25 protein-coding genes are annotated in these 26,254 nt (G+C 69.5%); 12 read left to right on the forward strand and 13 right to left on the reverse strand.

Features of this window, described 5'->3' with window-relative positions:
* The first annotated feature begins 149 nt into the window (after nucleotides 1-149).
* From ACWEF2_RS15145 to ACWEF2_RS15155, 3 genes are all read left to right on the forward strand, one after another.
* Nucleotides 150-656, forward strand: coding sequence for a VanZ family protein (locus ACWEF2_RS15145; RefSeq protein ID WP_453815519.1), 507 nt, complete (start codon nucleotides 150-152; stop codon nucleotides 654-656).
* Between the two features lie 150 nt (nucleotides 657-806).
* Complete coding sequence (locus ACWEF2_RS15150; protein ID WP_453815521.1) at nucleotides 807-1,559, forward strand: GntR family transcriptional regulator; 753 nt, start codon at nucleotides 807-809, stop codon at nucleotides 1,557-1,559.
* Between the two features lie 122 nt (nucleotides 1,560-1,681).
* Entirely contained in the window at nucleotides 1,682-1,900 is a 219-nt protein-coding gene (locus ACWEF2_RS15155; RefSeq protein ID WP_453815523.1) for a hypothetical protein, read from the forward strand.
* Nucleotides 1,901-2,121: 221 nt separating this feature from the next.
* Here the strand turns inward: ACWEF2_RS15155 and ACWEF2_RS15160 are convergent, their stop codons facing one another.
* The gene (locus tag ACWEF2_RS15160) at nucleotides 2,122-3,219 is read right to left on the reverse strand and encodes a DivIVA domain-containing protein (RefSeq protein WP_453815525.1); all 1,098 of its coding nucleotides are present in this window, start codon (nucleotides 3,217-3,219) and stop codon (nucleotides 2,122-2,124) included.
* A 139-nt stretch (nucleotides 3,220-3,358) separates the two neighbouring features.
* On the opposite strand from ACWEF2_RS15160, the gene ACWEF2_RS15165 reads away from it, so the two are divergent.
* The 3 genes from ACWEF2_RS15165 (at nucleotide 3,359) to ACWEF2_RS15175 (ending at nucleotide 5,699) form a co-directional block, all read left to right on the forward strand.
* On the forward strand, nucleotides 3,359-3,901 hold the full coding sequence (locus ACWEF2_RS15165; RefSeq protein WP_453815527.1) for a gamma carbonic anhydrase family protein: 543 nt from the start codon (nucleotides 3,359-3,361) through the stop codon (nucleotides 3,899-3,901).
* A gap of 60 nt (nucleotides 3,902-3,961) precedes the next feature.
* A complete protein-coding gene (locus ACWEF2_RS15170; RefSeq protein WP_453815529.1) occupies nucleotides 3,962-5,305 on the forward strand; it encodes a hypothetical protein in 1,344 nt (447 codons plus the stop codon).
* 232 nt (nucleotides 5,306-5,537) lie between these two features.
* Nucleotides 5,538-5,699, forward strand: a complete 162-nt coding sequence (locus ACWEF2_RS15175; RefSeq protein WP_012895481.1) for a hypothetical protein — start codon at nucleotides 5,538-5,540, stop codon at nucleotides 5,697-5,699.
* 88 nt (nucleotides 5,700-5,787) lie between these two features.
* On the opposite strand, the gene ACWEF2_RS15180 is transcribed toward ACWEF2_RS15175, so the two are convergent.
* The 6 genes from ACWEF2_RS15180 to ACWEF2_RS15205 form a co-directional block, all read right to left on the reverse strand.
* On the reverse strand, nucleotides 5,788-6,069 hold the full coding sequence (locus tag ACWEF2_RS15180) for a metal-sensitive transcriptional regulator (RefSeq protein ID WP_453815532.1): 282 nt from the start codon (nucleotides 6,067-6,069) through the stop codon (nucleotides 5,788-5,790).
* Nucleotides 6,070-6,087: 18 nt separating this feature from the next.
* Nucleotides 6,088-7,164: a glycosyltransferase gene (locus ACWEF2_RS15185; RefSeq protein WP_453815533.1), complete on the reverse strand. Its 1,077-nt coding sequence runs from the start codon at nucleotides 7,162-7,164 to the stop codon at nucleotides 6,088-6,090.
* On the reverse strand, nucleotides 7,161-7,955 hold the full coding sequence (locus ACWEF2_RS15190) for a hypothetical protein (RefSeq protein WP_453815535.1): 795 nt from the start codon (nucleotides 7,953-7,955) through the stop codon (nucleotides 7,161-7,163). Before ACWEF2_RS15190 ends, ACWEF2_RS15185 begins: the two co-directional genes overlap by 4 nt.
* A gap of 166 nt (nucleotides 7,956-8,121) precedes the next feature.
* Nucleotides 8,122-10,284, reverse strand: a complete 2,163-nt coding sequence (locus tag ACWEF2_RS15195; RefSeq protein WP_453815537.1) for a (Fe-S)-binding protein — start codon at nucleotides 10,282-10,284, stop codon at nucleotides 8,122-8,124.
* Nucleotides 10,285-10,488: 204 nt separating this feature from the next.
* Entirely contained in the window at nucleotides 10,489-11,109 is a 621-nt protein-coding gene (locus tag ACWEF2_RS15200; protein WP_453815539.1) for a TetR/AcrR family transcriptional regulator, read from the reverse strand.
* 11 nt (nucleotides 11,110-11,120) lie between these two features.
* Nucleotides 11,121-11,933 (reverse strand): sugar phosphate isomerase/epimerase family protein, encoded by an 813-nt coding sequence (locus tag ACWEF2_RS15205; protein WP_453815541.1) that lies wholly within the window; start codon nucleotides 11,931-11,933, stop codon nucleotides 11,121-11,123.
* Between the two features lie 231 nt (nucleotides 11,934-12,164).
* Between ACWEF2_RS15205 and ACWEF2_RS15210 the strand changes: the two genes are divergently transcribed.
* The 5 genes from ACWEF2_RS15210 to disA all read left to right on the forward strand — a co-directional run bounded on the left by ACWEF2_RS15210 (nucleotide 12,165) and on the right by disA (nucleotide 16,407).
* Nucleotides 12,165-12,863 (forward strand): class I SAM-dependent methyltransferase, encoded by a 699-nt coding sequence (locus ACWEF2_RS15210; protein ID WP_453815543.1) that lies wholly within the window; start codon nucleotides 12,165-12,167, stop codon nucleotides 12,861-12,863.
* A 116-nt stretch (nucleotides 12,864-12,979) separates the two neighbouring features.
* Nucleotides 12,980-13,360 (forward strand): MerR family transcriptional regulator, encoded by a 381-nt coding sequence (locus tag ACWEF2_RS15215; RefSeq protein ID WP_453815545.1) that lies wholly within the window; start codon nucleotides 12,980-12,982, stop codon nucleotides 13,358-13,360.
* Complete coding sequence (gene trxA / locus ACWEF2_RS15220; RefSeq protein WP_453815547.1) at nucleotides 13,357-13,671, forward strand: thioredoxin; 315 nt, start codon at nucleotides 13,357-13,359, stop codon at nucleotides 13,669-13,671. Before ACWEF2_RS15215 ends, trxA begins: the two co-directional genes overlap by 4 nt.
* 155 nt (nucleotides 13,672-13,826) lie before the next feature.
* Entirely contained in the window at nucleotides 13,827-15,227 is a 1,401-nt protein-coding gene (gene radA, locus ACWEF2_RS15225; protein ID WP_453815549.1) for a DNA repair protein RadA, read from the forward strand.
* A 79-nt stretch (nucleotides 15,228-15,306) separates the two neighbouring features.
* Nucleotides 15,307-16,407, forward strand: coding sequence for a DNA integrity scanning diadenylate cyclase DisA (disA, locus tag ACWEF2_RS15230; RefSeq protein ID WP_453815551.1), 1,101 nt, complete (start codon nucleotides 15,307-15,309; stop codon nucleotides 16,405-16,407).
* A gap of 34 nt (nucleotides 16,408-16,441) precedes the next feature.
* On the opposite strand, the gene ACWEF2_RS15235 is transcribed toward disA, so the two are convergent.
* A complete protein-coding gene (locus tag ACWEF2_RS15235) occupies nucleotides 16,442-17,116 on the reverse strand; it encodes a hypothetical protein (protein WP_453815553.1) in 675 nt (224 codons plus the stop codon).
* Between the two features lie 156 nt (nucleotides 17,117-17,272).
* Here ACWEF2_RS15235 and ACWEF2_RS15240 point away from each other — a divergent pair, with 156 nt between their 5' ends.
* Complete coding sequence (locus ACWEF2_RS15240) at nucleotides 17,273-18,148, forward strand: A/G-specific adenine glycosylase (protein WP_453815555.1); 876 nt, start codon at nucleotides 17,273-17,275, stop codon at nucleotides 18,146-18,148.
* Between the two features lie 64 nt (nucleotides 18,149-18,212).
* Here ACWEF2_RS15240 and ACWEF2_RS15245 read toward each other — a convergent pair whose 3' ends face one another.
* From ACWEF2_RS15245 to ACWEF2_RS15265, 5 genes are all read right to left on the reverse strand, one after another.
* A complete protein-coding gene (locus tag ACWEF2_RS15245; protein WP_355593864.1) occupies nucleotides 18,213-19,163 on the reverse strand; it encodes a TIM barrel protein in 951 nt (316 codons plus the stop codon).
* 426 nt (nucleotides 19,164-19,589) lie between these two features.
* Nucleotides 19,590-22,097 (reverse strand): ATP-dependent Clp protease ATP-binding subunit, encoded by a 2,508-nt coding sequence (locus ACWEF2_RS15250; RefSeq protein ID WP_453815557.1) that lies wholly within the window; start codon nucleotides 22,095-22,097, stop codon nucleotides 19,590-19,592.
* Nucleotides 22,098-22,362: 265 nt separating this feature from the next.
* On the reverse strand, nucleotides 22,363-22,695 hold the full coding sequence (locus ACWEF2_RS15255) for a histone-like nucleoid-structuring protein Lsr2 (RefSeq protein WP_355593868.1): 333 nt from the start codon (nucleotides 22,693-22,695) through the stop codon (nucleotides 22,363-22,365).
* Nucleotides 22,696-24,074: 1,379 nt separating this feature from the next.
* Nucleotides 24,075-25,160: an RDD family protein gene (locus tag ACWEF2_RS15260; RefSeq protein WP_453815560.1), complete on the reverse strand. Its 1,086-nt coding sequence runs from the start codon at nucleotides 25,158-25,160 to the stop codon at nucleotides 24,075-24,077.
* 239 nt (nucleotides 25,161-25,399) lie between these two features.
* On the reverse strand, nucleotides 25,400-26,053 hold the full coding sequence (locus ACWEF2_RS15265; protein WP_453815562.1) for an amino-acid N-acetyltransferase: 654 nt from the start codon (nucleotides 26,051-26,053) through the stop codon (nucleotides 25,400-25,402).
* Between the last annotated feature and the right edge of the window lie 201 nt (nucleotides 26,054-26,254).

The following is a 26,254-nucleotide window of genomic DNA, read 5'->3' on the forward strand; positions in this document are numbered from 1 at the left end:
ATCCGGGACACCGGCGGCCCTCGGAACACGGGCCCCGGGGGCGCGGACGGCCCTTGCCTGAAGGTGATCTTCCCGTACCCCTGGAAGCCCTCCCGCCCCGGCATCATGGCCCCATGCAACAGGTGTGGCGGTTATGGGGACACGTCGTCGTGGCGGCCGTCGTGGCGGTCCCGGCGGCCGTCGCCGCCGCCCGTCTTCTCGCCCGTCGCCGCGCCCGCGACGGCCACCCCCTCCCGGTCCGTACGGCCGTCGCCGATGTCGTCATGGTGGCCGGGACCGCTCCCTGGATCTGGATGACCCTCACCCCGGAGGCGGACTTCGGCACCGTCAGCCTCATCCCGTTCGGAGACCTGTTCACGCTGCTGCGCGGGTCCGCCGAGACGGCGTTCGTGCAGATCGGCGGCAATCTTCTGGTCTTCGCCGCGCTCGGCGCCATGCTCCCGGTGCGCTCGGCGCGCTTCGCCTCGTTCGCCGGGATCGCGGGCGTGGCCGCCGGCGCGTCGCTCACCGTCGAGCTCCTCCAGTACGGCCTGAGTCTCGGCCGGGTGAGCTCCGTCGACGACGTACTGGTGAACACGGCGGGTGCCGTCCTGGCCGCGGCGGTCACGCGGAGGTGGTGGGCCGGGCGCGCCCCGGCCGCGACCGTGTGCCGGTAACGGATCGGGAAACCTCCCGCAGCTCGCCACACGGGCACGATCCTCTCAAAAGAAGCACGGGACCAACCCCTGCATCTGTGCGATCGTGGACAAGACGGGGCAAGTTCTCTGGAGACGCCAAACCCGGTTGGTGACAGAGGGTGATAAAACGTGCAGCAATCCCCGGTTCCTCCCGAGCCCCCGATCTATCGACGCATCGCCGACGGACTCCGCGAAGCGATTCTGTCCGGCGAACTGCGAGACGGGGACCGGCTTCCGGGCGAGAACGCCCTGATGGCCGAGTACGGCATAGCCCGTGCGACCGCCAGACAGGCCCTGTCCGTGCTCATCAACGAAGGCCTGGCCGTGCCCAGGCGTGGCTCGGGAGTCTACGTCCGGCAGTTCCGGCCGATCAGGCGGCACGGCTCGCGGCGACTCTCACGGCAGCAGTGGGGACGGGGGCAGGCGATCTGGGACTCCGACACCACAGGCCGCCCCTACACCGTGGACGAGATCACCATCGACAGGGAGGCCGCGGAGGAGGCCGTGGCGCGGGTCCTGAACAGCGTGGAGGTGTGGGTGCGGCGACGGCGCTACTCGGTGGACGGCAGGCCGGTCCAGCTGGCCGTCTCCCACTTTCCCGCGGCCCTGGTGGAGGACACCCCGATCATCAGGGAGGACACCGGTCCCGGGGGCGTCTACGCGCGCCTGGGCGATCTCGGCCACACACCGGCGCACTTCACCGAGGAGGTGCGGGCCCGCATGCCGCACCCCCATGAGACCGTTCAGCTGGATCTGCCGGCGGGTACCCCGGTCATGGTGATCTGCCGGATCGCCTACACGGAGGACTGGGTCCCGGTCGAGGTCAACGAGATGATCCTCGACGCCGCCGCCTACGTACTCCACTACGACTTCGACTCATAGATCAAGCCTGTCCGTCAAGCGATAGGTTGACCTGTCCTTCACGATCATTGATTTCTCTAGAGAAGTGGCTCACCGTCAGAGATGGAACGTCGCAAGGGCCTGGGCGCGGGGAAGGTGCAGGGATGTCATTTGACCGGCATCTGGCGGAAATCGCCCGGGAGTTTCCCGACTGGACGATCTGGCGGAGCGACGCGGGTCGGTGGTGGGCCACTCGCCACCACCCGCTGAGCTCCGCCCAGCGGGACCTCGGCTGCGCCATGACCATCGACGCGGACGATCCGAAAAGACTGCGGGAGCAGTTACACGATCAACAGGACCTCTCCGACCGAGAGGATCCCTGAGAGAACCGCCCGGTGCCCGGGTCAGCGGATCTCGCGGCTCCGGCACTGGGCACCCAATCGCGGAAGCCTCCGACCCAATCGGGGGCGGAGGCTTCCGCTTGATCTCGGACATCACGGGACCGTGGCATATAACCGGAACACGACCGGCGGGCGAGTGCCCCGGGCGGGGCCCGAGGATGTCCCCGGCCCCGATCGCCTACGGGAGCGGGGACACCCGGAGGTCACTTACGGCCCGCGTACTCCTCATTCCCCTTGACCGCCGGGCCCGCCGCCTCGATGTCGTCGAAGCCCTCGGCGCGGCGACCACCGGCGAAGTCGCCGTCGCGGGGCTCGTCCTCGTCCACGATCACTCGGACGGCCTCGACGTCGGGCTCGACGTCGACCGTGGCACCGGCGTGAATGTCGGACGCCTCCCCGGTTCCGGCCTCGGTCTCCGGCTCGCCCTCGGCCTCGGGGGCGGTGGGCGCCGGCTGGACCGGGGCCGGGGGAAGCACGGCGTTCTCGTCGATCAGCGGCCCGGCGGAGCCCTCCCGGTGGAGCAGGTCGCCCAGCACCGCGCTCATCTCGTTGAGGCGGCGCATGACCTCGTGGTGGGTGTCGGTGAGATAGGAGACCCGGCGGCCGGTCGTCTCGTCCAGGGTCGAGGAGCGCTGCTGGGCCGACGTCAGCATGGCGTGCGCCTCGGCGCGGGCACTGCCCAGGGTGGAGTCGGCCTCGGCCCGAGCGCCCTCGACCGTCCGCTCCGCCTCGTTCCTGGCGGAGGTGAGCACCCGGTCGGCCTCGGTCCTGGCGGCGCGCAGGGTCTCCTCGGACTCGGTGCGGGCGGCGTTGAGGGTCTCCTCCGCGTCCCCACCGGCCTGGGAGAGCATCTGCTCGGCCGACTCGGTGGCCTCGGCGACCCTGCGCTCGGCCTCCTGCTGCGCCGCGGTCAGTATGCCCTCGGCCCGCTCCTGCGCCGAGGTCACCAGCCGCTCGGCCTCGGCCCCGGCGTCGTCGCGGAGTTTGGTGGCCTCGTCGTCGGCGACCTGCCGCTTGGCCGCGGCCTCCTCCTCACCCAGCTTCAGAATCTGGCTGAGCCGCTGACCGAGTTCGTCGTAGTCTTGCGGAGCGTCGGAGAGCCGCCGCCGGGCCTCGGACAACTCCATACGGCTCTGCTCGACCTGGTCGATGGCCCGCGTGAGCCGTTCCTCCAGATCGCGGACCTGGTTGCGGGTACGGTTCATGTAGTCGTGGACCTGGCGACGGCTGTAGCCGCGCATGACGACCTCGAACGAGTCCTCATGCATCAGATCGGGAAAGCTCTCGTGCTGGTTTGTCATGGCACTGCCCGTGGAGGTTGTGTGGCGGGAAAGGAGACGTCAGGAGACGACTTTCCTGCTTACTGCCCAAGACCGCAACCGGAACGCGCCAGGGGCTTGCCGAAATATCGGACAGATGACCGCCCCGTACCATCAATCCATGAACGCCGTACCGTACATCGCCTCCCTCGACGGTGACGCGATCCCCCGCATCCACCCGACCGCCTACATCGCCCCGGGCGCCGTGGTCGTCGGCAAAGTACGGCTGGGCCGGGCCGCGAACGTCTGGTACGGGTCGGTCCTGCGGGGTGACGACGAGCTCATCGAGGTCGGCGAGGAGTGCAACATCCAGGATCTGTGCTGCCTGCACGCCGACCCCGGCGAGCCCGCCGTCCTTGAGGAGCGGGTCAGCCTCGGGCACAAGGCCATGGTGCACGGCGCGCACGTGGAGACCGGCGCGCTGATCGGCATCGGCGCGATCGTGCTCGGCGGGGCCAGGATCGGCGCGGGCTCGCTGGTCGCGGCGGGCGCCCTGGTCGGTCCCGGCAAGAAGATCCCGGCCGGGGTGCTCGTCACGGGCGTCCCGGGAAAGGTCGTCCGCGAGCTCACCGACGACGACCGCGCCTCCTTCGCCCGCACCCCCGACGGTTACATGGCCAAGGCCGAGCGGCACCGGGCCGCGGCCGTCGTCACCCGGGGGTGAGGGCCCGCGCCCCCGCCGTGATCCCCCGGGCCGCTGACGCGCCGCGGAGCCGTGGGTAACATGACCGCCGTGCGGCAGTGGGACGGGTTCGACGCCATCGAAAGGGATGCGCGTGTCATGGTCGCCGACCCCCGGTGGGCGGCGCTCCCGCTGCCCGCGCGCGCTCAGGCCGTCGCGCTGCGCACCCTGGTCACCCCCGACGGGGGACGCTGGCTGTTCGGCACGCACGCGCGGTGGTACCGCCAGGACCCGGCCGACGGCCGCTGGCACCTGACGGCCCCACCGGCCGATCCCGGGACGCGTGCGGCCGCGCACGTCGTCCAGGTCACCTCGATGGTCCCGCAGCACCTGGTCCCCGGCGTGCACGACTTCACCTCCGACCGGGGGTCGGTCCAGGGGTTCGTCGGCCCGGACGTGCCCCCCACGATCACCGAGCGGGTCCGCGAGCTGATCGTCTCCCAGCGCGGCAGGCGCAGGGAGGACTTCCCGCTCACCGGCCCGTTCACCGAGACCTTCGCCGGGGAGGTGGCCAGCCCGGTCGCCGCGATCTGGGGCACGCTCATGTGGTGCGCCTACGCGCCGGCCTTCGACGGCAACGAGGTCCTGCTGTCGATGTTCGGCGAGTTCCTGGCCCGCCCGCTCCCCGGTGACGAGTGGGTCCGCTGGCTGCCCCCGGCCTCGCTGGAGGACCTGGCCGCGCTGTACGGCGAGCGGGTCAGGGCCGGGCACCCCGAGGCCGGTCTCCGGCTGGTCGCGCTGATGGCCGACACCGCGGGGGTGATCAGGGGCGATCCGCGGTTCCGTCCCCGGGCCGACGCCCTGGTGAGCATGGTGGAGCCGTTGCTCCGCCGGACCGGCCCCGACTCCTCCGTCGCCCACCTCGGCGACGACGCGGTACGGCAGGCGTGGCTGTCACGCCGCCCGCCGCACGTGACGCTGCCGGACTCCTCTCCGGGGGAGCACTTCCAGCACGCGGTCTACGACCTGGTCGAGACGCTGGGGTTCCTCGTCCCGAAGGGCGCCGACCCCCGGGCGGTGGCGGCCTCGCTGCTCGCCGCCGACCTGTCGCCGTTCGGCGCCGGGACGGCCCACCCGCTCTACCCGTGGCTGGACCCCGAGCTGCGCCACATCCTGCACGTGGTGCTCACCGAGTCGTCCCACCCGCTCCGGGGGTGCTGGCCGCGCTCCGGCAGGCTGCCCTCGGCGCTGCACCCACCGGACCGGGCCGGCGCCGCGGCCCTGCTGGGCGCCGCCTACGCCACGGGGCTGGCGTGGTGCCGCCTCACCGGGACCGCGGTGCCGGAGCGGGGCTTCACCACCGCCTCGGCGGTGGTGCACCGGCTGACCCACGAGCGGGACGATCCGGCGCCCGGTGTGTCGGGCACCTTCCCCCGCCACTTCTGACCAACATCAGCACAAACAAACCACAAATTCAGTTATTTTCTCTCGGGCTCTTATACCGCTCCAACCTCATATGCATCAGACAATTTTCCGAATTGTGATCTCGGGTGCGGGAAAGGGTCCCTACGAGGTCAGGGGGGTGCTCGGAAGGAATGGTCCCGATGGGCCATGGGCAGCAAAGACCTTCCGCCGTAACCTCGAAGTGGGTGTGGGCTGCGGAAGGAAGGACGACGCGGTGGGGCACGACGATCTGGACTCCAGGGTCCACGACCGTGTCGCGTTGGACGAGATCGCACTCTATGCCGAGGTGCTTACCGCCGTCGCCATCAGCGAACGGCCGCTCACCTTGGCGGAGCTCGACAACGCGCTCGGGTTAAGTGCTTCGGCGATCTGCTGAGGCCATTGAAAGAACCGACTGAACCGCCTAGTCCCGGACTCCTCGGCGGGGTCCGGGACGTGGCTCGGAAAGATAGTCCGGTGACTAGTCACGAACGGACAAGGCGAGCGATCGCCGCCGAGGCTTCCTTGATCTTCTCCTGCGCCTCCGGGCCACCGGAGGCGACGGCGTCCGCGACACAGTGCGCGATGTGGTCCTCCAGGAGGCCGAGCGCCACCGCCTGAAGCGCCCGGGTGGCGGCCGACACCTGTGTCAGCACGTCGATGCAGTAGGCATCCTCGTCAACCATCCGCTGCAGGCCCCTGATCTGCCCCTCGACCCGCCGCAACCGCGTCAGATAAGCCTGCTTGTCCCCGCTGTACCCATGCATGTCCCAACGGTACCCGTGTCAGACGCAGCGGGACGTGGTCACGATCAGTTTCTCCCACCGGTCGGCCACCGCCGACGCCCGGTGGGCCGCCGCGGCCCTCAGCGCGCCGGCCGCCAGCGCCCTGCGCCGCCGCTCGTCGCCGATCAGCGCGAGCAGCGCGGAGGCGTACGCCTCGATCTCGCCGTCCCCCTCGGCGACCAGGACCCCGCTGCGGCCGTCGGTCACGAACTCGCCGGGACCGCACGGACTGTCGAACCCGATCACCGGCACCCCGCTGGCCATCGCCTCGATCACCGCCGTCCCCGACGTCTCGGCCCTGGAGGTCACCGCCACGATCGACGCCTTGGCGAACTCGCCGGTCAGATCGGAGGTGGTGCCCATGAAGTAGACGTGGTTGTGCAGGTCGAGGTCCTGGACCAGGCCGCGCAGGCGCCTCTCCTCCGGGCCTCCGCCGTACAGGCGCAGCCGCCAGTCGGGCCGCTTGCCGGCCACCACGGCGAAGGCGCGGATCAGGCGGTCGTAGGCCCTCGCCGACACCCAGCGCCCGCCCGCGGCGACGATGCGGTTGTCCATCCGCGAGCGCGGCCAGGGCCCCGCGGGCAGCGCGTCCGGGATCAGGCTGACGTCGGCCCCGCCGTCCAGGAGATGGCCCCACTCACGCCGGCTCCGCTCCGTCGCGGCGACCACCGCGTCCAGCCGGGGGTAGAACTTCACGATCGGCCCCGGCATCGGCGGGTGACCCCACTCCCGGGCGATCCGCACGATCTCGCGCGGCGCGTGCCTGGCCACCTGGACGCTCAGGCCCGGCCTGGTGCCGATGACCACGTCGGCCCTGAGCGCGCGCAGCCGCCGCCAGAGGGCGACCTCGGTGCGCATCTGGCCCTGCGGGAACAGGTGCCGCACCCCGGGCAGCGCGTCGATCACCCAGGAGAGCGTCACCTGGGGCGCCACCGGGAAGAACGGCCTCTCCCGGTGGCGGCGGACACTGAGGATCTCCACGTCGTGACGTTCCGCCAGCTCCCCCGCGAGGTTGACGACCGACCTGACGTCACCGCGCATGCCGTAGATCGAGGGGACGAGCAGGCAGATCCTCATCCTCCGACCTCGATCCTGAGCTCGTCGTCCGCGGTGTAGCAGGGCCGGATCGGCACCCCGTCGATCCGCGTCGCCGGATACTGCAGGCGGCGTCGCTTGCCGTTCACGTCGTCCAGCCGGGAGCCCAGGCGGAGCGGCGCCGCCAGGCCGTCCACCTCCAGCGTGGGCTCCCAGGTTCCCGGCTGCTCGGGCGCCGCGGCGAGCACGTCGCACAGGGAGAGGGCGGCGTGGAAGCGCACCCCCTGGACCGTGGCGGCCGAGCGCAGCTCGGCGTCCGGGCCTCTGCGGCGGAGCGCGAGCCGTGCCCGGTGCCGGGACTCGTCGTCGTCCAGGCCGGTGAAGGCCAGCAGCCCGGTGACCTCGAAGCGGCCCTCACGGAACCAGACCGCGCGGACCTCGGCGACCGGCTCGGCCTGGTCGACCTTGAGGGCCAGGAAACCGTTTCGGGTCCGGTAGGCCCGGTAGGCGAGTATGCGCCGGCTCAGCGCGTAGGCGTCGAGGTGGTCGAGGGAGAAGCCCGGATCGACACTGCGCAGCCGGGCGCGGGCCCCGTCGCGTCTCAGGTAGGCGTCCCAGCGGCCGGGACTGAGTGTCAGCGGGGAGAGTGAGACCGCCAGTGTCGCGTCCCGCGCCTCCGTCCCGGTGGCCCCCAGCGGAACGCGGTGCTCCACTGCCGTCCCCCGCTGGCGCAGAACCAGCTCGGTGCCGGTGGTGAGCGGCTCGTCGATGGCCAGGCGGAGGGACAGTACATCGGCCAAAGTGACCTCGGCATCGGTTACGACGACATGCACCGCAGCCCCCCTCCCCGTCAAATGAGCTACGCGACGTTGAGGTTACCGTGATTTTTCCGTAATCAGAAGGAAGAGTTTCGGACCTTCTGTCCTTTTCGCGGAAACTTGACCGAGTGTCAGGTACGGCCTGCGGGCGCGGGCCGTACCCGACGGGGGGAATTCGGGGTCAGGCCGGGGAGCCGGAGGACTCGGCGAGCCGGCCCTTGACGGACTTGATCAGAAGCTGGGAGACGTCCACGACCTCCAGCGTCTCCTTGGCCTCTCCCGCGTTCTTCTTCTCGCTGATCGAGTCACCCAGCATGACCAGACAGAACGGGCACGCGGTGGAGATGGTGTCGGGATCGGTGGTCAGCGCCTCGTCCACCCGCTCGGTGTTGATGCGCTTGCCGAGCCGTTCCTCCATCCACATCCGGGCGCCGCCGGCGCCGCAGCAGAAGCCCCGGTCCTTGTGCCGGTGCATCTCCTGGGTCCGCACACCGGGCACCTTGGCCATGATGTCGCGCGGCTGGGAGTACACCTTGTTGTGGCGCCCGAGGAAGCACGGGTCGTGGTAGGTGATCTTCTCCTCGATCGGGGTGACCGGGATCAGCCTGTCCTCCTCCACCAGCTTGGCCAGCAGCTGGGTGTGGTGGATGACCTCGTAGGCGCCGCCGAGCTGCGGATACTCGTTGGCGAGGGTGTTGAAGCAGTGCGGGCAGGTCGCGACGATCTTCTTGACCCCGGCCTCGTTCAGCGTCTCGATGTTCTGCCTGGCCAGCATCTCGAAGAGGAACTCCATGCCCAGGCGGCGGGCCGGGTCACCGGTGCACGCCTCCATCGGGCCGAGCACCGCGAACTTCACGCCCGCGATGTGCAGCAGCTCGGCGACGGCCTTGGTGGTCTTCTTCGCCCGGTCCTCCAGGGCCCCGGCGCAGCCGACCCAGAAGAGGTACTCGGTGTCCTCGGGCATCTTCTCGTCGACGAGCGGGATCTCGATGGGGTCGTCGGCGCGGCCGGCGAGCTCCTCGATCCAGTCGGCCCGCTTCATCTCGGACATGCCCCACGGGTTGCCCTTGTTCTCCAGGTTCTTGACCATGACGCCGGCCTCGGACGGGAAGTTCGACTCCACCATCACCTGGTAGCGGCGCATGTCGAGGATGTGGTCGATGTGCTCGATGTCCACCGGGCACTGCTCGACGCAGGCACCGCAGTTGGTGCAGGACCAGAGCACGTCCGGGTGGATGACGCCGTCCTCGCCGACCAGCGGCTTGTCCAGCAGGGCCAGCACGTCCTCGTGCAGGTCCGCGCGCTGCTCGGTGGTGGCCGCCAGATACGGCGCGATCTTGAACGCGTGGTCGCGCTGGTCCAGGATCAGCATCTTCGGCGACAGCGGCTTGTCGGTGTTCCAGGCGGGGCACTGCGACTGGCAGCGACCGCACTCGGTGCAGGTGTAGAAGTCGAGGAAGCCCTTCCAGGTGGTCTCCTCGATCTTGCCGCGGCCCAGCCTGTCGCCGTCGAGGTCCTCGTCCTCGAAGTCGACGACCTTGCCGTCGATGCGCATCGGCTGGGCGGCGCCGTTGCCGTCGGGGCGGCGGGAGAACAGCACGTTCAGCGGCGCGGTGAAGATGTGCAGGTGCTTGGAGTTCACCACGATCACGAGGAACACCAGCATGACGCCGATGTGCAGCAGCAGCCCGACGTGCTCCAGGATCTCGTTGCCCGAGGTCCCCAGGGGCAGCAGCGCGGCGGCGACGGCCTCGGACGCGAACGCCCCCGAGCGGTAGGGGAGGTTGCCGGTGTTGAACGCCGCGCCCCGGAAGAGGAACATCGTCCAGATCACATTGAAGATCATGAAGAGGACGAGCCAGGCGCCGCCCAGGTGCGATCCGGAGAAGCGGGAGTCACGGCCCAGCCTGGCCGGCGAGTTCTTGATCCTGATGACCGCGAACGCGACCAGGCCGAGCAGGGCCGCGACCGCGATGAAGTCCTGCAGGAAGCCCAGGACGGCCCAGGTCCCGACGATCGGGATGTGGAAGTCGGGCGTGCCGGTGATCGCGCCCTGGATCAGCGCGCCGTACGCCTCCAGGTAGACCGTCGCCAGGATGAGGAAGGCCCACATGACGAAGAAGTGCGCGGTGCCGGAGGGCGTCCATTTGAGCAGTTTCCGCTGACCGAAAACCTCGACCAGCTGGGCTTTGATCTCGGCACCCATGTTGTCTCTGGCATATTCGATCCGCTCGGGCGCGGATGGCCCGACAGTGGCGAGCTTGTAGAGAAACAGCACGCGGCGCGCGGCGAGCGCGAGCGCGACGACTGTCATGACCAGCCCAATGACCGCTACCCAGAGCACGTGTCCTCCCACAGACGGCGTTGGCTGACAGCGTACGACCGCGGCCCGACCACGGTGACGGCGGGTCCCCACAGACCTTACCCGCCAGTAACATAATTTCGGACAGCGAGCCGTGGCGACCAGGGTCACCATACGGTCATCACGGTGCCCAGAACAATGCTCTATACTCCCCAGGGCACCCGCTTCAGGGCACCCGCTTCCGCGTCACGGCGTCCCGTCGAGATAACGCTGGATCGTGGGCGCGAGCAGCTCGACCAGGTCCTCCACGTCGAGCGAGGCGAGCGGCTCCAGTTCGAGCACGTAGCGGGCCAGGACCACGCCGAACATCTGCGCGAAGGCCAGCTCCATCCGGACCGGTGAGACCCCGAGCGCCTCGGCGACCCGGTTCAGCAGCGCGTGCGTCATGAACTCCCGGATCACCGCGACCATCCGCTCGTTGGTCATCGCGGTGCGGATCAGCGCCAGCACCGGCTGACGGGCCTCGGCCCGCGAGGTCATCGTCAAGATGAGCCTGGCCAGCCGCTCACCGACCTCCTCGCGCGGCCCGGAGAGAAGCTCGGAGACGACCTCGCCGGGGTCGACCGGCAGCTCCATCGCCGCGACGAACATGCCCTCCTTGCTCGCGAAGTAGTGGTGGACCAGCGCCGGGTCCACCCCCGCCAGCCTGGCGATGCCCCGGACGGTCGCCCGGTCGAACCCCTTGGCGGAGAAGGTCTCCCGCGCCGCCGCGAGGATCTCGCCCCGGGTGTCCGCCGTCCCCGGCCTGCGCCCGGGACGCCTCCTGCCCTCCGCGCCCTCCGTCACCGGCCCGCTCTCGCCCGTCACCGACTGCCCGATCACGCTCGTGAGGAGGTGGCGAGGTACAGACGCGCGAAGGCCAGCGCCTCGGCGAGATCGTCGATCCGCTCGGTACGGCCGGCGGCCTTACGCGTGTTGATCTCCAGCACGACCAGCCCGCCGTAACCGCTGCCCGCCAGACGCTCCAGAATGGGCGCGCACGGCTGGTTGCCCCGGCCGGGGACCAGGTGCTCGTCCTTGTTCGCTATCCCGACGCCGTCGGCCAGGTGCAGGTGGGCCAGCCGGTCGCCGAGCTTGCCGAACATCTCCAGCGCGTCGGAACCGGACACGGCCGTGTGCGACAGGTCCAGCGTCACATGGGGGAAGTCGTGGTCGACCGGGTTCCAGTCCGGGGAGTACGGCACCACCTCGTTGCCCCGCGCCCTCAGCGGGAACATGTTCTCCACCGCGAAGATCACGTCGGTCTCCTCGCGCATCCTGGACAGGCCGGTCTCGAACTCGCGCGCGTACTCGCGCTGCCAGCGGAACGGCGGATGCACCACGACCGTCCTGGCCCCGAGCCGCTCGGCGGCCCGCTGGGCCCGCTGGAGCTTGGCCCACGGGTCCTTGCCCCAGACCCGCTGGGTGACCAGCAGGCACGGCGCGTGGATGGCCAGCACCGGCAGCTGATAGTGATCCGACAGCCGCTCCAGCACGTCGATGTCCTGGCTCACCGGGTCGGCGCCGACCATGATCTCCACACCGTCGTATCCCAGGCGCGCGGCCAGCTCGAACGCGTCCGGCGTGCGCTCCGGATACACCGAAGCGGTGGACAGTGCGATCTTCGCGCTGGGCACTCGGGTAACGCTCATACGGCTTCCTCGCCTCCGCCCCGGAGTTCGCGTGAGCGGGCGCCGCCGATGCCGTTGACCAACTCGCTCACGTTGCCCAGCCTAAGCGCGCCCGGCCCGCGGTGGCGTCCGGCCCGCTGATGCGTCGGACATCACACGGATCATCACACGAACCATCGCGCGGCCCCTCACCCGGACGTCACACGAACCATCGCGTGAGGACGGCACGGACGTGTCGCTACCGTGGGGGGCATGTCGCGGTTCGCGCAAGGCGCCATCCCCAGCCCCAACATCTGGCACACCCCCCAGATCTACGAGCTGGAGAACCGGGCGGTGGACCCCGAGGGCCGGGTGGAGGCGGCGATCGCCGCCATCAGGCCGTGGACCGCCGCGACCGTCCTGGACATCGGCTGCGGCACGGGCTACCACCTGCCGCCCGTGTCCGCCACGGCCGCCAGGGTGATCGGCGTCGAGCCGCACGACGACCTCGTCCGGCTGGCCAGGCGCCGCTGCCACGCCCTGCCCAACGTCGAGGTGCACCGGGCCACCGCCCAGGCCCTGCCGGTCGGCGACTCCTCGGTGGACCTGGCCGTCGCCCGCTGGGCCTACTTCTTCGGTCCCGGATGCGAGCCGGGGCTGGCCGAGCTGTCCCGGGTGGTACGGCGCGGCGGCGCGGCCTTCGTGATCGACCTGGACGCCACCCGCGGCGCGTTCGGCCGCTGGTTCAGCCAGTCCGTCCCGTCCTACTCGGCCAGGTCGGTGGAGACCTTCTGGACCCGCCAGGGCTGGCAGACCCAGCCCCTCGACCTGCGCATGGCCTTCGAGCGCCGGGCCGACCTGGAGGCGGTGCTGCGCATCGAGTTCACCCCGGCGATCGCCGAGCGGGCCATCGCCGAGACCCCCGGCCTGGAGATCGCCTACCCCAATGTGCTGCGGTGGAGGCGATTCTGACCCGGCGCCCCGCCCCGCGGTGACCCGCCGGAACACCGGATCGCGGCTCCGGCGGTTTTCGGGCTTGACCTTGACGCCGGTGTCAACGCCTACCGTGCTGTCACAAGGAGGAGCGGATGCGGATCGGGGAACTCGCCAGGCGGGCCGGGGTCAGCCCCAGGGCGCTGCGTTACTACGAGCAGCAGGGGCTGATCGTGGCCCGGCGGGCGGCGAACGGCTACCGGGAGTACGGCGAGGCGGACCTCAGGCTCGTCATCGAGGTCAGGGCGCTGCTCGCCGTCGGCTTCACCCTGGAGGACGCGCGGCCGTTCGTGGCGTGCCTGCGAGCCGGGCACGAGTCGGGCGGGTCCTGCCCGGATTCGGTGGCGGTCTACCGGCGCAAGCTGGCCGAGATCGACGACGAGATCCGCACGCTGCTGGCCCGCAGAGCCGAGGTGGCGGGGCAGCTGTCCGCCGCCTGCCCCGGATGCGTACTGAAGAGACGGGAAGATTCATGATCACTTTGACCACCGAGAACTTCGCCGAGCAGGTGCTCGACAACGACAGGCCGGTCCTGGTGGAATTCTGGGCCGAGTGGTGCGGGCCCTGCCGGATGATCGCGCCGGTCCTGGAGGAGATCGAGGCCGAGTACGGCGACCGCGTCACGATCGCCAAGCTCAACGCCGACGACCACCCCGAGATCTCCGCCAGGTACGGGATCCTCGGCCTGCCGACGCTCAACCTCTACAAGGGTGGCGAGGTGGTCGGGCAGGTCAGGGGCGCCAAGCCGAAGCGCCTGATCCTGGCCGACCTCGAAGGCCACATCTGAGCCGACCCCCCTGTCCCGTTCCACTCAAAACCCGCTCAAAGCCCCTCGCGGCCCCTTCCCGGGCACCGCTCAAGGTGCCCGCGCGGCCCTCATCCCGGTACGGCGCGCGCCGTACCGGGGTGAAACCTGTCGGTCAACACCTGTAACGTGCGGCCATGGCTAAGAAGGTCGGCTATCGCTGTGGTGAGTGCGGTTGGCAGACCGCCAAATGGGTGGGGCGCTGCGGCGAGTGCCAGACCTGGGGCACGGTCGAGGAGGAGAGCGCGCGCGGCGGCGTCACGGTGACCTCCGCCGGGCCGGTGTCGGCTCCGGCCGTCCCGATCGGCGAGGTCAAGGCCGAGGTCGCGCACGCGCGCAGCACCGGGGTGGGCGAGCTCGACCGCGTGCTCGGGGGCGGCCTGGTCCCCGGCGCGGTGGTGCTGCTGGCCGGCGAGCCCGGCATCGGCAAGTCCACACTCCTGCTGGAGGCCGCGGCCAAGATCGCGCGGCAGCGGACCGTTCTCTACATCACCGGCGAGGAGTCGGCGGCCCAGGTGCGGGTCAGGGCCGACCGGATCGGCGCGATCCAGGACCGCCTCTACCTCGCGGCCGAGACCGATCTGAGCGCGCTGGTGGCCCACGTCGAGAAGGTCCAGCCGGAGTTGCTGATCGTCGACTCGGTGCAGACGATCGGCTCCGCCCAGGCGACCGGCGTGCCCGGCGGCGTCACCCAGGTCAGGGAGGTCGCCGGAAACCTGATCCGGCTGGCCAAGGAGCGCGGCATGTCCACGGTGCTGGTCGGCCACGTCACCAAGGACGGCTCGATCGCCGGCCCCCGGACGCTTGAGCACCTGGTGGACGTCGTGCTCCACTTCGAGGGCGACCGGCACTCCCGGCTCCGCATGGTCCGGGCGATCAAGAACCGGTACGGTCCCGTCGACGAGGTCGGCTGCTTCGACCTGCACGAGGGGGGCATCGAGGGCATCGCCGACGCCAGCGGCCTGTTCGTCTCCCACCGCGCCGAGCCCGTGCCCGGCACCTGCGTCACCGTCACGCTGGAGGGCACCCGTCCACTGCCGGCCGAGGTCCAGGCCCTGGTCGCGCGGACCGAGGCCCAGCAGCCACGCCGCTCCTCATCCGGGCTCGACACCTACCGGGTGACGATGGTGCTGGCCGTGCTGGAGCGGCGGCTCAACGCCAAGCTCGGCGGATGCGACGTGTTCACCGCGACCGTGGGCGGCATCAAGCTCAGCGATCCGGCGGTGGACCTGTCGGTGATGCTGGCGGTGGCCAGCGCGGCGGGGGACAAGCCGCTGCCCCGGGGGCTGGTGGTGCTGGGCGAGGTCGGCCTCGCCGGTGAGCTGCGCCCGGTGCGCGACGTGCGCCGCCGCCTGTCGGAGGCCGCGCGGCTGGGCTTCACCCGAGCCCTGGTCCCGTCCGGCTCCCTCGACTCCGGGCAGAAACGCGGCGCCGACCGCTCCCTGGTCCCCGTCGGCGGCCGGAACGCGAACTTCATGCCGGGCTTCGACGTCGTCGAAGCGGAAAACGTCTGGGACGCGCTCACCCATGTCACATAGGTTTGACCATCGGACGATTCCAGGCTCCGCAGCGCTTTCACCGGTAAGCTGAGTGTGATACGCAGACCACGGGGGTCATGTGGCAGCAACCTACAGAGGTCTTGACGAGCAAGGGCTCGACGAGCGCCGCAGAGGCGTCCTGGCCGCGGTCGCCCCGGGCACCGCGCTCCGCGACGGCCTGGAGCGCATCCTGCGCGGTCACACCGGCGGCCTGATCGTGCTGGGCTACGACAACGTGGTCGAGGAGATCTGCAGCGGCGGGTTCGAGCTGGACGTCGAGTTCTCCGCGACACGGCTGCGCGAGCTGGCCAAGATGGACGGCGCCATCGTGCTGAACTCGGGCGATCACAAGATCGTTCGGGCGGCGGTGCACCTGATGCCCGATCCGTCCATCCCCACCGACGAGTCCGGCACCCGGCACCGCACCGCCCAGCGCGTGGCCGTCCAGACGGCCTTCCCCGTCATCTCCCTCAGCAAGTCCATGCGGATAATCGCCCTCTACCTGGACGGCATCCGCTATGTGCTGGAGGAGTCGGCGGTGATCCTCTCCAAGGCCAACCAGGCCCTGGCCACGCTGGAGCGCTACAAGCTGCGGCTGGACGAGGTGTCCGGCACGCTGTCGGCGCTGGAGATCGAGGATCTGGTGACCGTCCGCGACGTCGCGGTGGTCGCCCAGCGGCTGGAGATGGTCCGCCGCATCTCCGATGAGATCGCCGGATACGTGGTGGAGCTCGGCACCGACGGCCGGCTCCTCTCCCTCCAGCTCAACGAGCTGGTGGCCGGCACCGAGAGCGACCGCGAGCTGATCGTCCGCGACTACCTCCCGGCCGGAGGCCGTCGCCCGCGCGGATCCGCCGGGGCGCTGCACGACCTCGACCAGCTCTCCTCCGACGACCTGCTCGACCTGTCGGTGGTCGCCCGGGTCCTGGGCCAGTCGGGCGGCGAGGCCCTGGAGAACCCGGTGAGCCCACGGGGTTACCGCCTGCTGGCCAAGGTCCCGCGCCTGCCGGGCACGGTGGTCGACCGCCTGGTCGACCAGTTCGGCAGCCTGCAGAAACTCCTGGCCGCCAGCATCGGCGACCTCCAGGAGGTCGGCGGGGTCGGCGAGGCCAGGGCGCGTCACATCCGCGAGGGCCTCTCCCGGCTGGCCGAGTCCTCCATTCTGGAGCGCTACGTCTGACCGGGACACCCACGACACCCTCCGTCCCCCACCTCTACCGGAGGTGGAAGACGGCCTTGCGGCTCTTGAGCCGGGAGGTGTGGACCGCAGCCACGTAGGTGCCGGCCTTGGCCGCGACGCGCTTGGCCGCGCAGTCGCCGCCGGAGCGGCGCCGGTCCCACTCGATCTGCCGCACGTACGGGATGCCCTGGTCAAGCCTGCGGATGTCCTCGGTCTCACCACTGACGCAGTCGGCGGACGACCAGACGCGATCCGCGCCGGAGGTGATGCGGACCTCCAGCGCCCGCGAGCCGACGTCGGTCGTGCACATCACCTTGCCGACGTTCACCAGGGTGAGAACGAACCGGGGCCGATCGCCTCCGGCGTAGACCTCTCCGAGCCCCTGCATGTCCAGCACGAGGTCGGACGGGAGGCAGGCGTCGCCGGGACGCCTGGGCCGTACCACCGGTTTGGCCGTGACGGAGGGCATGGCCGAGGGGGCGGAACCGGGGGCCGCCGGAGCCGTGGGTGCCGCCGGGGCGGGCGAGGGGGTGGGCGTCGCCGCAGGCAGGAGGGCCAGGATCGGATCCGGCGTGGGCGACCTGCCGGCCAGGCTCTCCCCCTTCGACTCGCTCCCCGGCCCGCTCGCCGAACAGGCCCAGGCGACGACGGCGACCACCACGAGCACACCGACGAGCGCGGCCATCCGACGCCGCCAGTAGACGTCCACCCCTATATCGCTACGGAAAGTGTCCGGATCCATACGGACAGTATGAGGATTTCCCTCGGGCCGTGAGGGGCGACCCGCCGCTGTCGGGGCCCGTTTCAACGGACGAGGTCGAGGGAAGAAGCCGAGGCGGGTCCGGAGCGGCACTATCGTCGGAAGGTGCCCGAGCCGAACCGCCTACTGGACCCCGTTCTCAAGTGGTATGCCGAGAATGCCCGCGATCTCCCGTGGCGCACTCCCGACGCCTCCCCCTGGTCGATCCTGGTCAGCGAGATCATGCTGCAGCAGACCCCGGTGGTCCGGGTGCTGCCCGTCTGGACCGAGTGGCTGGAGCGCTGGCCGACGCCCGCCGCCCTCGCCAAGGAGTCCCCCGGCGAGGCCGTACGCCACTGGGGCCGGCTCGGCTATCCTCGCCGCGCCCTCAACCTGCACGCCTGCGCCCGGACGATCACCGACGAGCACGACGGCGAGGTTCCCGACGATCACGCCGTCCTGCTGACGTTGCCCGGCGTCGGCGAGTACACTGCGGCCGCGGTGGCCAGTTTCGCCTTCCGGGGGCGCCACGCCGTTCTGGACACCAACGTCCGCCGGGTGCTGGCGCGGGCCGTACGGGGCGAGGAGTATCCCCCGAAGGCCACCACACCCGCCGAGCGCGGGCTCGCCGCCTCGCTGCTGCCCGGCGCCGACGACGCCCCCGTCTGGGCGGTCGCCGTCATGGAGCTGGGCGCCCTGGTCTGTACGGCCCGAGCCCCCCGCTGCGCCGACTGCCCGATCCGTGAGCTGTGCGCCTGGCGCCTGGCCGGCAGCCCCGCCTATGAGGGCCCGGCCCGCAGGGGCCAGTCCTACGCGGGCACCGACCGTCAGTGCCGTGGCCGTCTCCTGGCCGTCCTGCGCCAGGCCCACGGCCCGGTCCCGAAGGAGGCCCTCGACGTGGTCTGGGACAGCGCCCCGCAGCGGGAGCGCGCGCTCGACGGCCTCGTCGCCGACGGCCTGGCCGAGGTCCTCGACGACGGCACCTACCGCCTGCCCGCCTGACCGTCCGCCCGACAGTCCGGGCGGCCGGGCAAATGATCAGGCGGGCAAACGGCCGGGTGGGCGGTCAGGCGGCCAGGCGCAGGCCGAGCGCGGTGAGGTTGGTGCGGGCCCAGTCGAGTTCCTCGGCGATCATGTTGACCAGTGCGCCCGGCCCCTTGGCCCTGGCCGGTACGGCCAGCTCATGTGCCTCGACCTCGACGTGGGCGGTGCCGTTCACCGCGCCGGAGAACATGGCCGTGAGGGTGTCCTCCAGCACCGAACGGGTGCTGGGGAGTTCCCGGCGGCCGTCGTCGAGGTGGTTGTGGACACGGCCGAGCTTGACGACGGGGGCACCGGCCGCCGCCAGGCCGCGCAGGGCCGCCCCCGGCTCCTCCGTACCGTCCGAGAGGTGGCAGGCGTCGAGGCAGACCCCGAGGTGCTCGGAGTCGATGCCGCCGACCCGCTCCAGCGCCTGCTTCGTGGTCTCCAGCACGCACCCGGGCCAGGGCTCGAAGCCGACCCTGATCGTCTTGCCGGTGACGCTGTGGAGGCCGCGCAGTTCGCGGGAGAGACGCTCCAACCTGCGGGAGGCTATGTCGTGCAGGTCGGCCGGCCAGTCTCGGCGCCAGCCGATCGGGATGGTGGAGATGCTGCCGAACCGGACGTCGTCCGGCAGCAGGAAGGCCAGGATCCTGGCCAGCGCCATCGTGTAGCGGTAACGCTCGGGCTTGGCCCAGTCGGGGCCGGGGGTCTCCTGGTTGCGCCCGCCCGCGCCGTTGAGGCCGACGACCTCCAGGCCGCGCTCCTCCAGGGAGCGGCGCAGCCGCACCAGCTCTATCCGGTCGGCGGTGAGGTGGTCGGCGACACTCGGGGAGAGCCAGAGGCCGACCCCCATCCGCGCCACCCCGAGACGCTTGCGCACCGGGACGGCGTACCGGGTCAGATGCGCGATCAGGTTCTCCAGATCCTCGGCGGGGTGGACGCCCGCGTTGTAGGACAGGTGAACGAGGGTCCCGTCCTGGTGTCGCAAACGCATCCGGTTCCTCCAAGGGCAGGTGGGTACTTCGGTGCAAGCGACCCTGACTGCTCTGCGCCGACGGCCGTGGTGTCGTGGGTGACAGATCTCTGGCCGGGGATCCGGCTCGGTCCGCCGAGCATCCCGCGTGGCGCCGCTCTCCGCGTCACTCCCGGAGCTGATTCCTCGCTACGCCGCTGGGCTGACTTCCAGACCGATCTCACCGCAATCGGTACAACGTGTGGATCGCTTGGGTGAGCCGTTGGGCAGACTCACTCTACAGAGTGTAGTACTACCTTTGGTGGCGAGGCACCTTCTTGACGAACAAAGTGGCGTGACGCCTTCTTCGGGAAGAACACCGGTTCTTCGGGACAACCGCGGGAACAGACGAACAGACCCCGCCGTGATGTCCTCACGACGGGGTCTGCTCCAGTGCTGACGTGTGACCTAGTTCTGGATCGGCTCCGCGATGGCGGCGGCCGAGTCCGGGACCTGGTCGGAGGGCGCGGGCTCACCGACGAAGGTGAACTTCGCGTCGTCGCCCTCCCCCTCGACCGCGATCTTGACGATCTGGCCGGGACGGATCTCGCCGTACAGGATCTTCTCCGACAGCATGTCCTCCAGCTCGCGCTGGATCGTCCGGCGGAGCGGCCGGGCACCCATCACCGGGTCGTAGCCCCGGTCGGCCAGCAGCTGCTTGGCCTCCTGGGTGAGCTCCATGCCCATGTCGCGGTCCTTCAGACGCAGCGCCACCTGGGCGAGCATCAGGTCCACGATCTGGATGATCTCCTTCGGCGTGAGCTGGTGGAAGACCACGATGTCGTCGACACGGTTGAGGAACTCGGGCCGGAAGTGCTGCTTGAGCTCCTCCTGGACCTTGGCCTTCATCCGGTCGTAGTTCGACTCGGCGTCGTTGGCCTTCGCGAAGCCCACCCCGATGCCCTTGGAGATGTCCCGGGTGCCGAGGTTGGTCGTCATGATGATGACGGTGTTCTTGAAGTCCACCACCCGGCCCTGGGCGTCGGTCAGGCGACCGTCCTCCAGGATCTGCAGCAGAGAGTTGAAGATGTCCGGGTGGGCCTTCTCGATCTCGTCGAAGAGGACCACGGAGAACGGCTTGCGCCGCACCTTCTCGGTCAGCTGGCCACCCTCCTCGTATCCGACGTAGCCGGGAGGAGAGCCGAAGAGCCGGGAGACGGTGTGCTTCTCCATGAACTCGGACATGTCCAGCATGATCAGCGCGTCCTCGTCCCCGAACAGGAACTCGGCCAGCGCCTTGGACAGCTCGGTCTTGCCGACACCGGACGGGCCGGCGAAGATGAACGAGCCACCCGGGCGGCGCGGGTCCTTCAGACCGGCGCGGGTACGGCGGATCGAGCGGGACAGCCCCTTGATGGCGTCGTCCTGGCCGATGATCCGCTTGTGCAGCTCGTCCTCCATGCGGAGCAGCCGCTGGGACTCCTCCTCGGTGAGCTTGAAGACCGGGATGCCGGTGGCGGTGGCCAGGACCTCGGCGATGAGCTCCTCGGTGACCTCGGCCACGACGTCCATGTCGCCGGCCTTCCACTCCTTCTCGCGGCGTTCCCGCTTGAGCTGGAGCTGCTTCTCCTGATCGCGCAGGGCCGCGGCCTTCTCGAAGTCCTGCGCGTCGATCGCGGACTCCTTGTCGCGCCGCACGTTGGCGATCTTCTCGTCGTACTCGCGCAGGTCCGGCGGCGCGGTCATCCGGCGGATGCGCATGCGCGAGCCGGCCTCGTCGATGAGGTCGATCGCCTTGTCCGGCAGGAACCGGTCGCTGATGTAACGGTCGGCGAGCTGAGCGGCGGCCACGAGGGCGCCGTCGGTGATGGAGACCCGGTGGTGGGCCTCGTAACGGTCGCGCAGCCCCTTGAGGATCTCGATCGTGTGGCTGAGGCTGGGCTCGGCCACCTGGATCGGCTGGAAGCGGCGCTCCAGCGCGGCGTCCTTCTCCAGGTGCTTGCGGTACTCGTCGAGCGTGGTGGCTCCGATGGTCTGCAGCTCGCCGCGGGCCAGCATCGGCTTGAGGATGCTGGCGGCGTCGATGGCGCCCTCGGCGGCGCCCGCGCCGACGAGCGTGTGCAGCTCGTCGATGAACAGGATGATGTCGCCGCGGGTGCGGATCTCCTTGAGGACCTTCTTCAGGCGCTCCTCGAAGTCACCCCGGTAGCGGGAGCCCGCCACCAGCGCGCCCAGGTCCAGGGTGTAGAGCTGCTTGTCCTTGAGCGTCTCCGGGACCTCGCCCTTGACGATCTTCTGGGAGAGACCCTCGACGACGGCGGTCTTGCCGACGCCGGGCTCGCCCACCAGGACGGGGTTGTTCTTGGTCCTCCGGGAGAGGACCTGCATGACCCGCTCGATCTCCTTCTCCCGGCCGATGACCGGGTCGAGCTTGCCCTCACGGGCGGCCTGGGTCAGGTTGCGGCCGAACTGGTCCAGCACAAGGGAGGTCGACGGCGCGGCCTCCTGCGGGCCGCCCGAGGCGGCCGGCTCCTTGCCCTGGTAGCCGTGGAGCAACTGGATGACCTGCTGCCGTACGCGGTTGAGATCCGCGCCCAGCTTCACCAGCACCTGGGCGGCGACGCCCTCGCCCTCACGGATGAGGCCGAGCAGGATGTGCTCGGTGCCGATGTAGTTGTGCCCCAGTTGCAAGGCCTCGCGGAGCGACAGCTCAAGGACCTTCTTGGCGCGTGGGGTGAAGGGAATGTGCCCCGACGGCGCAGACTGTCCTTGGCCGATGATCTCCTCGACCTGCTGACGCACACCTTCAAGACTGATGCCGAGGCTCTCCAGAGCCTTGGCGGCAACGCCTTCACCTTCATGGATCAAGCCAAGAAGAATGTGCTCCGTACCGATGTAGTTGTGGTTGAGCATCCGGGCCTCTTCTTGGGCCAGGACGACAACCCGCCGCGCGCGGTCGGTGAACCTCTCGAACATCTCGTCGCTCCTCACAGAGCGGTCAGGCAGGTCCGGGATATCCGGGCCCTGTCATCCCGCATGGTAGCCCCGCCCCGGCGACCGCTCTATGCAGTAGACGTTCCCCGAGAGCAGGGCGTTCACCCTCCATCCAACTACCTGCGGGGGGTGCGGTGTTCCCGATACGCCGCAAGCGAACGACGTTTATCGACCGCCCAAACGCGTCATGCGGTCATGGCCGCCACCGGACCCCACCGTGGCCGCCATAACCGCATGATTCAACGATCTAGTGAGCCGCTTCGTACTGCTCGACGATCTTGGAGGCGATTCGACCGCGCTCGCTGACATTAAGACCGTGGGACTTGGCCCAGGCCCGGATGTCGGCGCTCTTCTCTCTCGTGAGTGCCCGGGCGCCACCTGCACGGCGACGACGAGGGGCGAGCGCACCCGAACGGCGAGCGCTCTGCACGAAAGGCGACAGGGAGTCGCGGAGCTTCTTCGCGTTTACTTCACTGAGATCAATCTCATAGCTCGTGCCGTCAATCGCGAAGGCGACAGTCTCATTGGCCTCGCCCCCATCGAGGTCGTCGATGAGAATCTCCTGGATCTGCTTGGCCATCTACGCAATCCTTTCGCGGAGTATTGTTTCATTCGCTAGCTAAACATATACCCGCAATCGGAGAGCGGCAATTCCGGGAGCCCGGCGATTCTTGCCGACCTCCGGAGGGGGGAGTGGATCAGCTGTTCTGCGACTCAGACGGATCCCGCCGTTTTGTCGGGCGGCGGCCTGCGGCTTCACTGCGAAGAAGCTTGACAACTCCGTAGATGAAGGCCCCGCCGACGACCACCGGGGGTATCAACGCGGACAATACGTCGCTCATTCGTCCTCGCTCCGCACCGTGGGCAACTTTCCGGGGACCATGGAATTTCTGGCGGCGGCATCCCGGGCCGCGCACGGCGCTCGCTCGATCAGTCCGGATCCGTCCACAGATGACCATAGCGTCACCTGCGGGCCAGAGGTGTCACTGGGGCGGCCATGTCGACCGCTGACTACCTTAATGCTTCTCTCCAGCCGTCTTACCGGTTGCACTCCGTAAAGCCGCAGGGAAAAAACCGACAGGGCGATCATCGTGGTGATCGCTCCGCCGAAAAATCAATCTCACTCCGGCCTGATGACCACCAGACTACCCTCCCCTGGACCGAGAAACCCCTGGTGAGGGGTGGTTGCGGGGGAGGCGGGGCAGGTCTGCCGCAGAGCCGAAGATCATCACCGGCGGGTTCGCCGCGGTAATGCCTCCGGCGTGAAGAACGTCCGGATAGAGAGCTGCCCGGTTCATCGGACAGGGGGTGGCGGTACGGCACCGCCGGACGGAACAAGGCAGACCTTCATCGTTTTCTTCCCAAGAGTACTTCCCTCTCCGCATCCAGGACATAGTCGTAGACCGTATAACCACCAAACGGGATCGGACCGCGCAACAACCTTGGCAACGCCATGGGGGTGGAGCCGGGATCGGCAAGAAGGTCTTCACGTGTCGCCCGGAAGTGGAAGGAGAAGTCCGGCACGACAATCCGGCGGACCGCACGAAGTTTCCGGCGGACCGCGCCAAGATGACGCCGACGACGGCGCGGGCGTCCGCAAGGCGGCGCCCATTCGGCGAGTGAGACGGGAACTCCGGGCGGCGAGTGCCCTCCCATTGGCATCCCATAGAGCGAGACGGCCGACGGTCCCATATGGCCGGGCGGATGGGTTCCACGGGATCGGAGGGCCGGCGCGGCGTACGGCGCACCGGGCCGCGACGCCACCGATCCAGGGGGATTGTCGCCAGGGGAGGCCGGTGGACGGCCATAACGCTCCTCTCCCCGCCGCGAATGGGTTTGCGCTTCCATCGCGCCTGGGGGGGACACCGTTACCGGGCCGGGTTTCCCGCCCGCGTATGAACCCGCCCACGTATGAAAACGGGACCGGCGGTTCATCCGCCGGCCCCGATATTCAGGCGACTACTTGGTCTTGACGACCACCGTCGTGGCGACCTTGTCGTGCAGACACTGCCGCAGCGGCTTGTCCCACAGCTGCCAGAGCACGTTCACCAGGGAGAAGATGTTGGCGATCCACCCGATGACCGGGATCCCGTTCACCATGCTCGGACCGAAGAGCACACCGGTCCGCTTGAGCGCGAGGTCGGAGGAGAGCCCGCCCGGCTGCAGCGCGCCGCCGACCGCCACGACCTTGATACCCATGACCATCTTGCCGACGGTCTGGCCGCTCTGCCGGACCATCAGGAACTCGTAGGCGGCGTAGATCAGGCCGCCGACGATCCCGGTGAGCACGGCCGCGAGGACGAGTCCGCCCCCGGCGGTGAACTTCCCGGTTTCGAGGTCGAAGTCCGGCTGGGTGACCAGGATCGCGGTCATCACCGCGGAGACAATGAATGTCGGGATCGCCAGGATGATTCCGTCGATGAGACGGGCCACCAGACGCTGCCACCACTCCGCGAGCGGTGCCGGAGCGCCGGGGGGCATCTCCCCCTGAGGTCCGTACCCCTGGGAGTAGGGGGCGGCCTGACCGTAACCGGGCTGCTGACCGTAGCCCGGCTGCTGGCCGTATCCGGGCTGACCGTAACCGGGCTGGGAGGCCTGCTGACCGTAATCAGGCTGCTGACCGTAACCGGGCTGCTGACCGTAGGCGCCGGCCCCCGACTGCTGACCGTAACCGGGCTGCTGACCGTAACCGGGCTGGGAGGCCTGCTGACCGTAATCAGACTGTTGCCCGTAATCAGGCTGCTGGCCATAGCCGGGCTGCTGTCCATAGGCGCCGGTCCCCGGCTGCTGGCCGTAGGCCGCCTGGCCGTAACCCGGCTGCTCCTGTGGGGCCTGCTGACCGTAACCGGGCTGCTGGCCGTACCCGGGCTGCTGACCGTAACCGGGCTGGGAGGCCTGCTGACCGTAGTCGGGCTGCTGGCCATAGCCGGGCTGTTGACCATAGGCGCCGGTCCCCGGCTGCTGGCCGTAGGCCGCCTGGCCGTAACCCGGCTGGGTCTGCCCCGGTCCCGTGCTCGACGGTGAGGCCTCCGATCGATATCCCACAACTGTCACATCGGGATCGGGTTCACCAGGGGGTCGACCTCCATTGTGTCCGTATTGCGGATGCCCCGACGGTGAGCGGTCGGGATCATCCTGCGGATACGGTGGCTGTCCGGTGCTCACCGCGTCACCTCACTTCGACTGCGCATGTGGCACATGGCCGACTCACATGCTTCTGGAGCACAAGGTATCGAGATAGGTATCAACAGTCACCTTTTGCATCAGCCAATACCCGAGGAAAGCTAGCCGGTCCGCGGTGTCAGGTACAGCAGCATTCGGGTGTTGCCCAGGGTATTGGGCTTGACGTGCTCCAACTCAAGGAACTCGGCGACCCCCTCGTCATAGGAGGCGAGAAGTTCGGCGTAGACCTCCGGCGAGATGGGGGTGCCCTGGATCTCCTGAAATCCGTGCCGGGCGAAGAAATCAACCTCGAAGGTGAGACAGAAGACCCGGCGCAGGCCCAGCTCGCCGGCGGCGCGGACGAGCTCGGAGACGATCCGGTGGCCGATGCCCAGGCCCCGGCAGCCGGGATCGACGGCGACCGTGCGGATCTCGGCGAGGTCCTCCCACAGGACGTGAAGCGCCCCGCAACCCACCACGACCCCGTCCCTGTCGGCCACCCAGAACTCCTGGACGTCCTCGTACAGGGTGACCGTGGCCTTCTCCAGCAGGCGCGGACCGGCCCCGGCGTAGGTGTCGACAAGCCGCCGGATGCCGCGCACGTCCGGGGTGCGGGCACGCCGGATCGTGATCGCGATGGCGTCCGCCCCGGCCTCCCGCCGGCTCGGCGATCCCCGATCCGCGTCCACTCCCCCGTCCACGGTCCCCGCTCGTCGTCCCGCGTCTCCGGTGCGGCGTACGGCCGGCGTCGGGGACTGCTCCGCAACCTGCTCCATGACCGATCAGCGTACGTCCTCGTCACCACCTATTTACGGCTCAGCCTTAACCCCTGTCCAGGAGCCGTTGGATGACGCACCGTAGCTCGCCTGCCACGGTGAGCCGAGATCTTCGCCGACGGACCGAATCCCCCCGTCTCACACGCACGGACCTGCGAAGACCCCCGTCACCTCCGCCAGGAGGGACGCGGGGCCGGCGTG

The sequence above is a fragment of the Streptosporangium sp. NPDC004631 genome, from assembly GCF_053601935.1.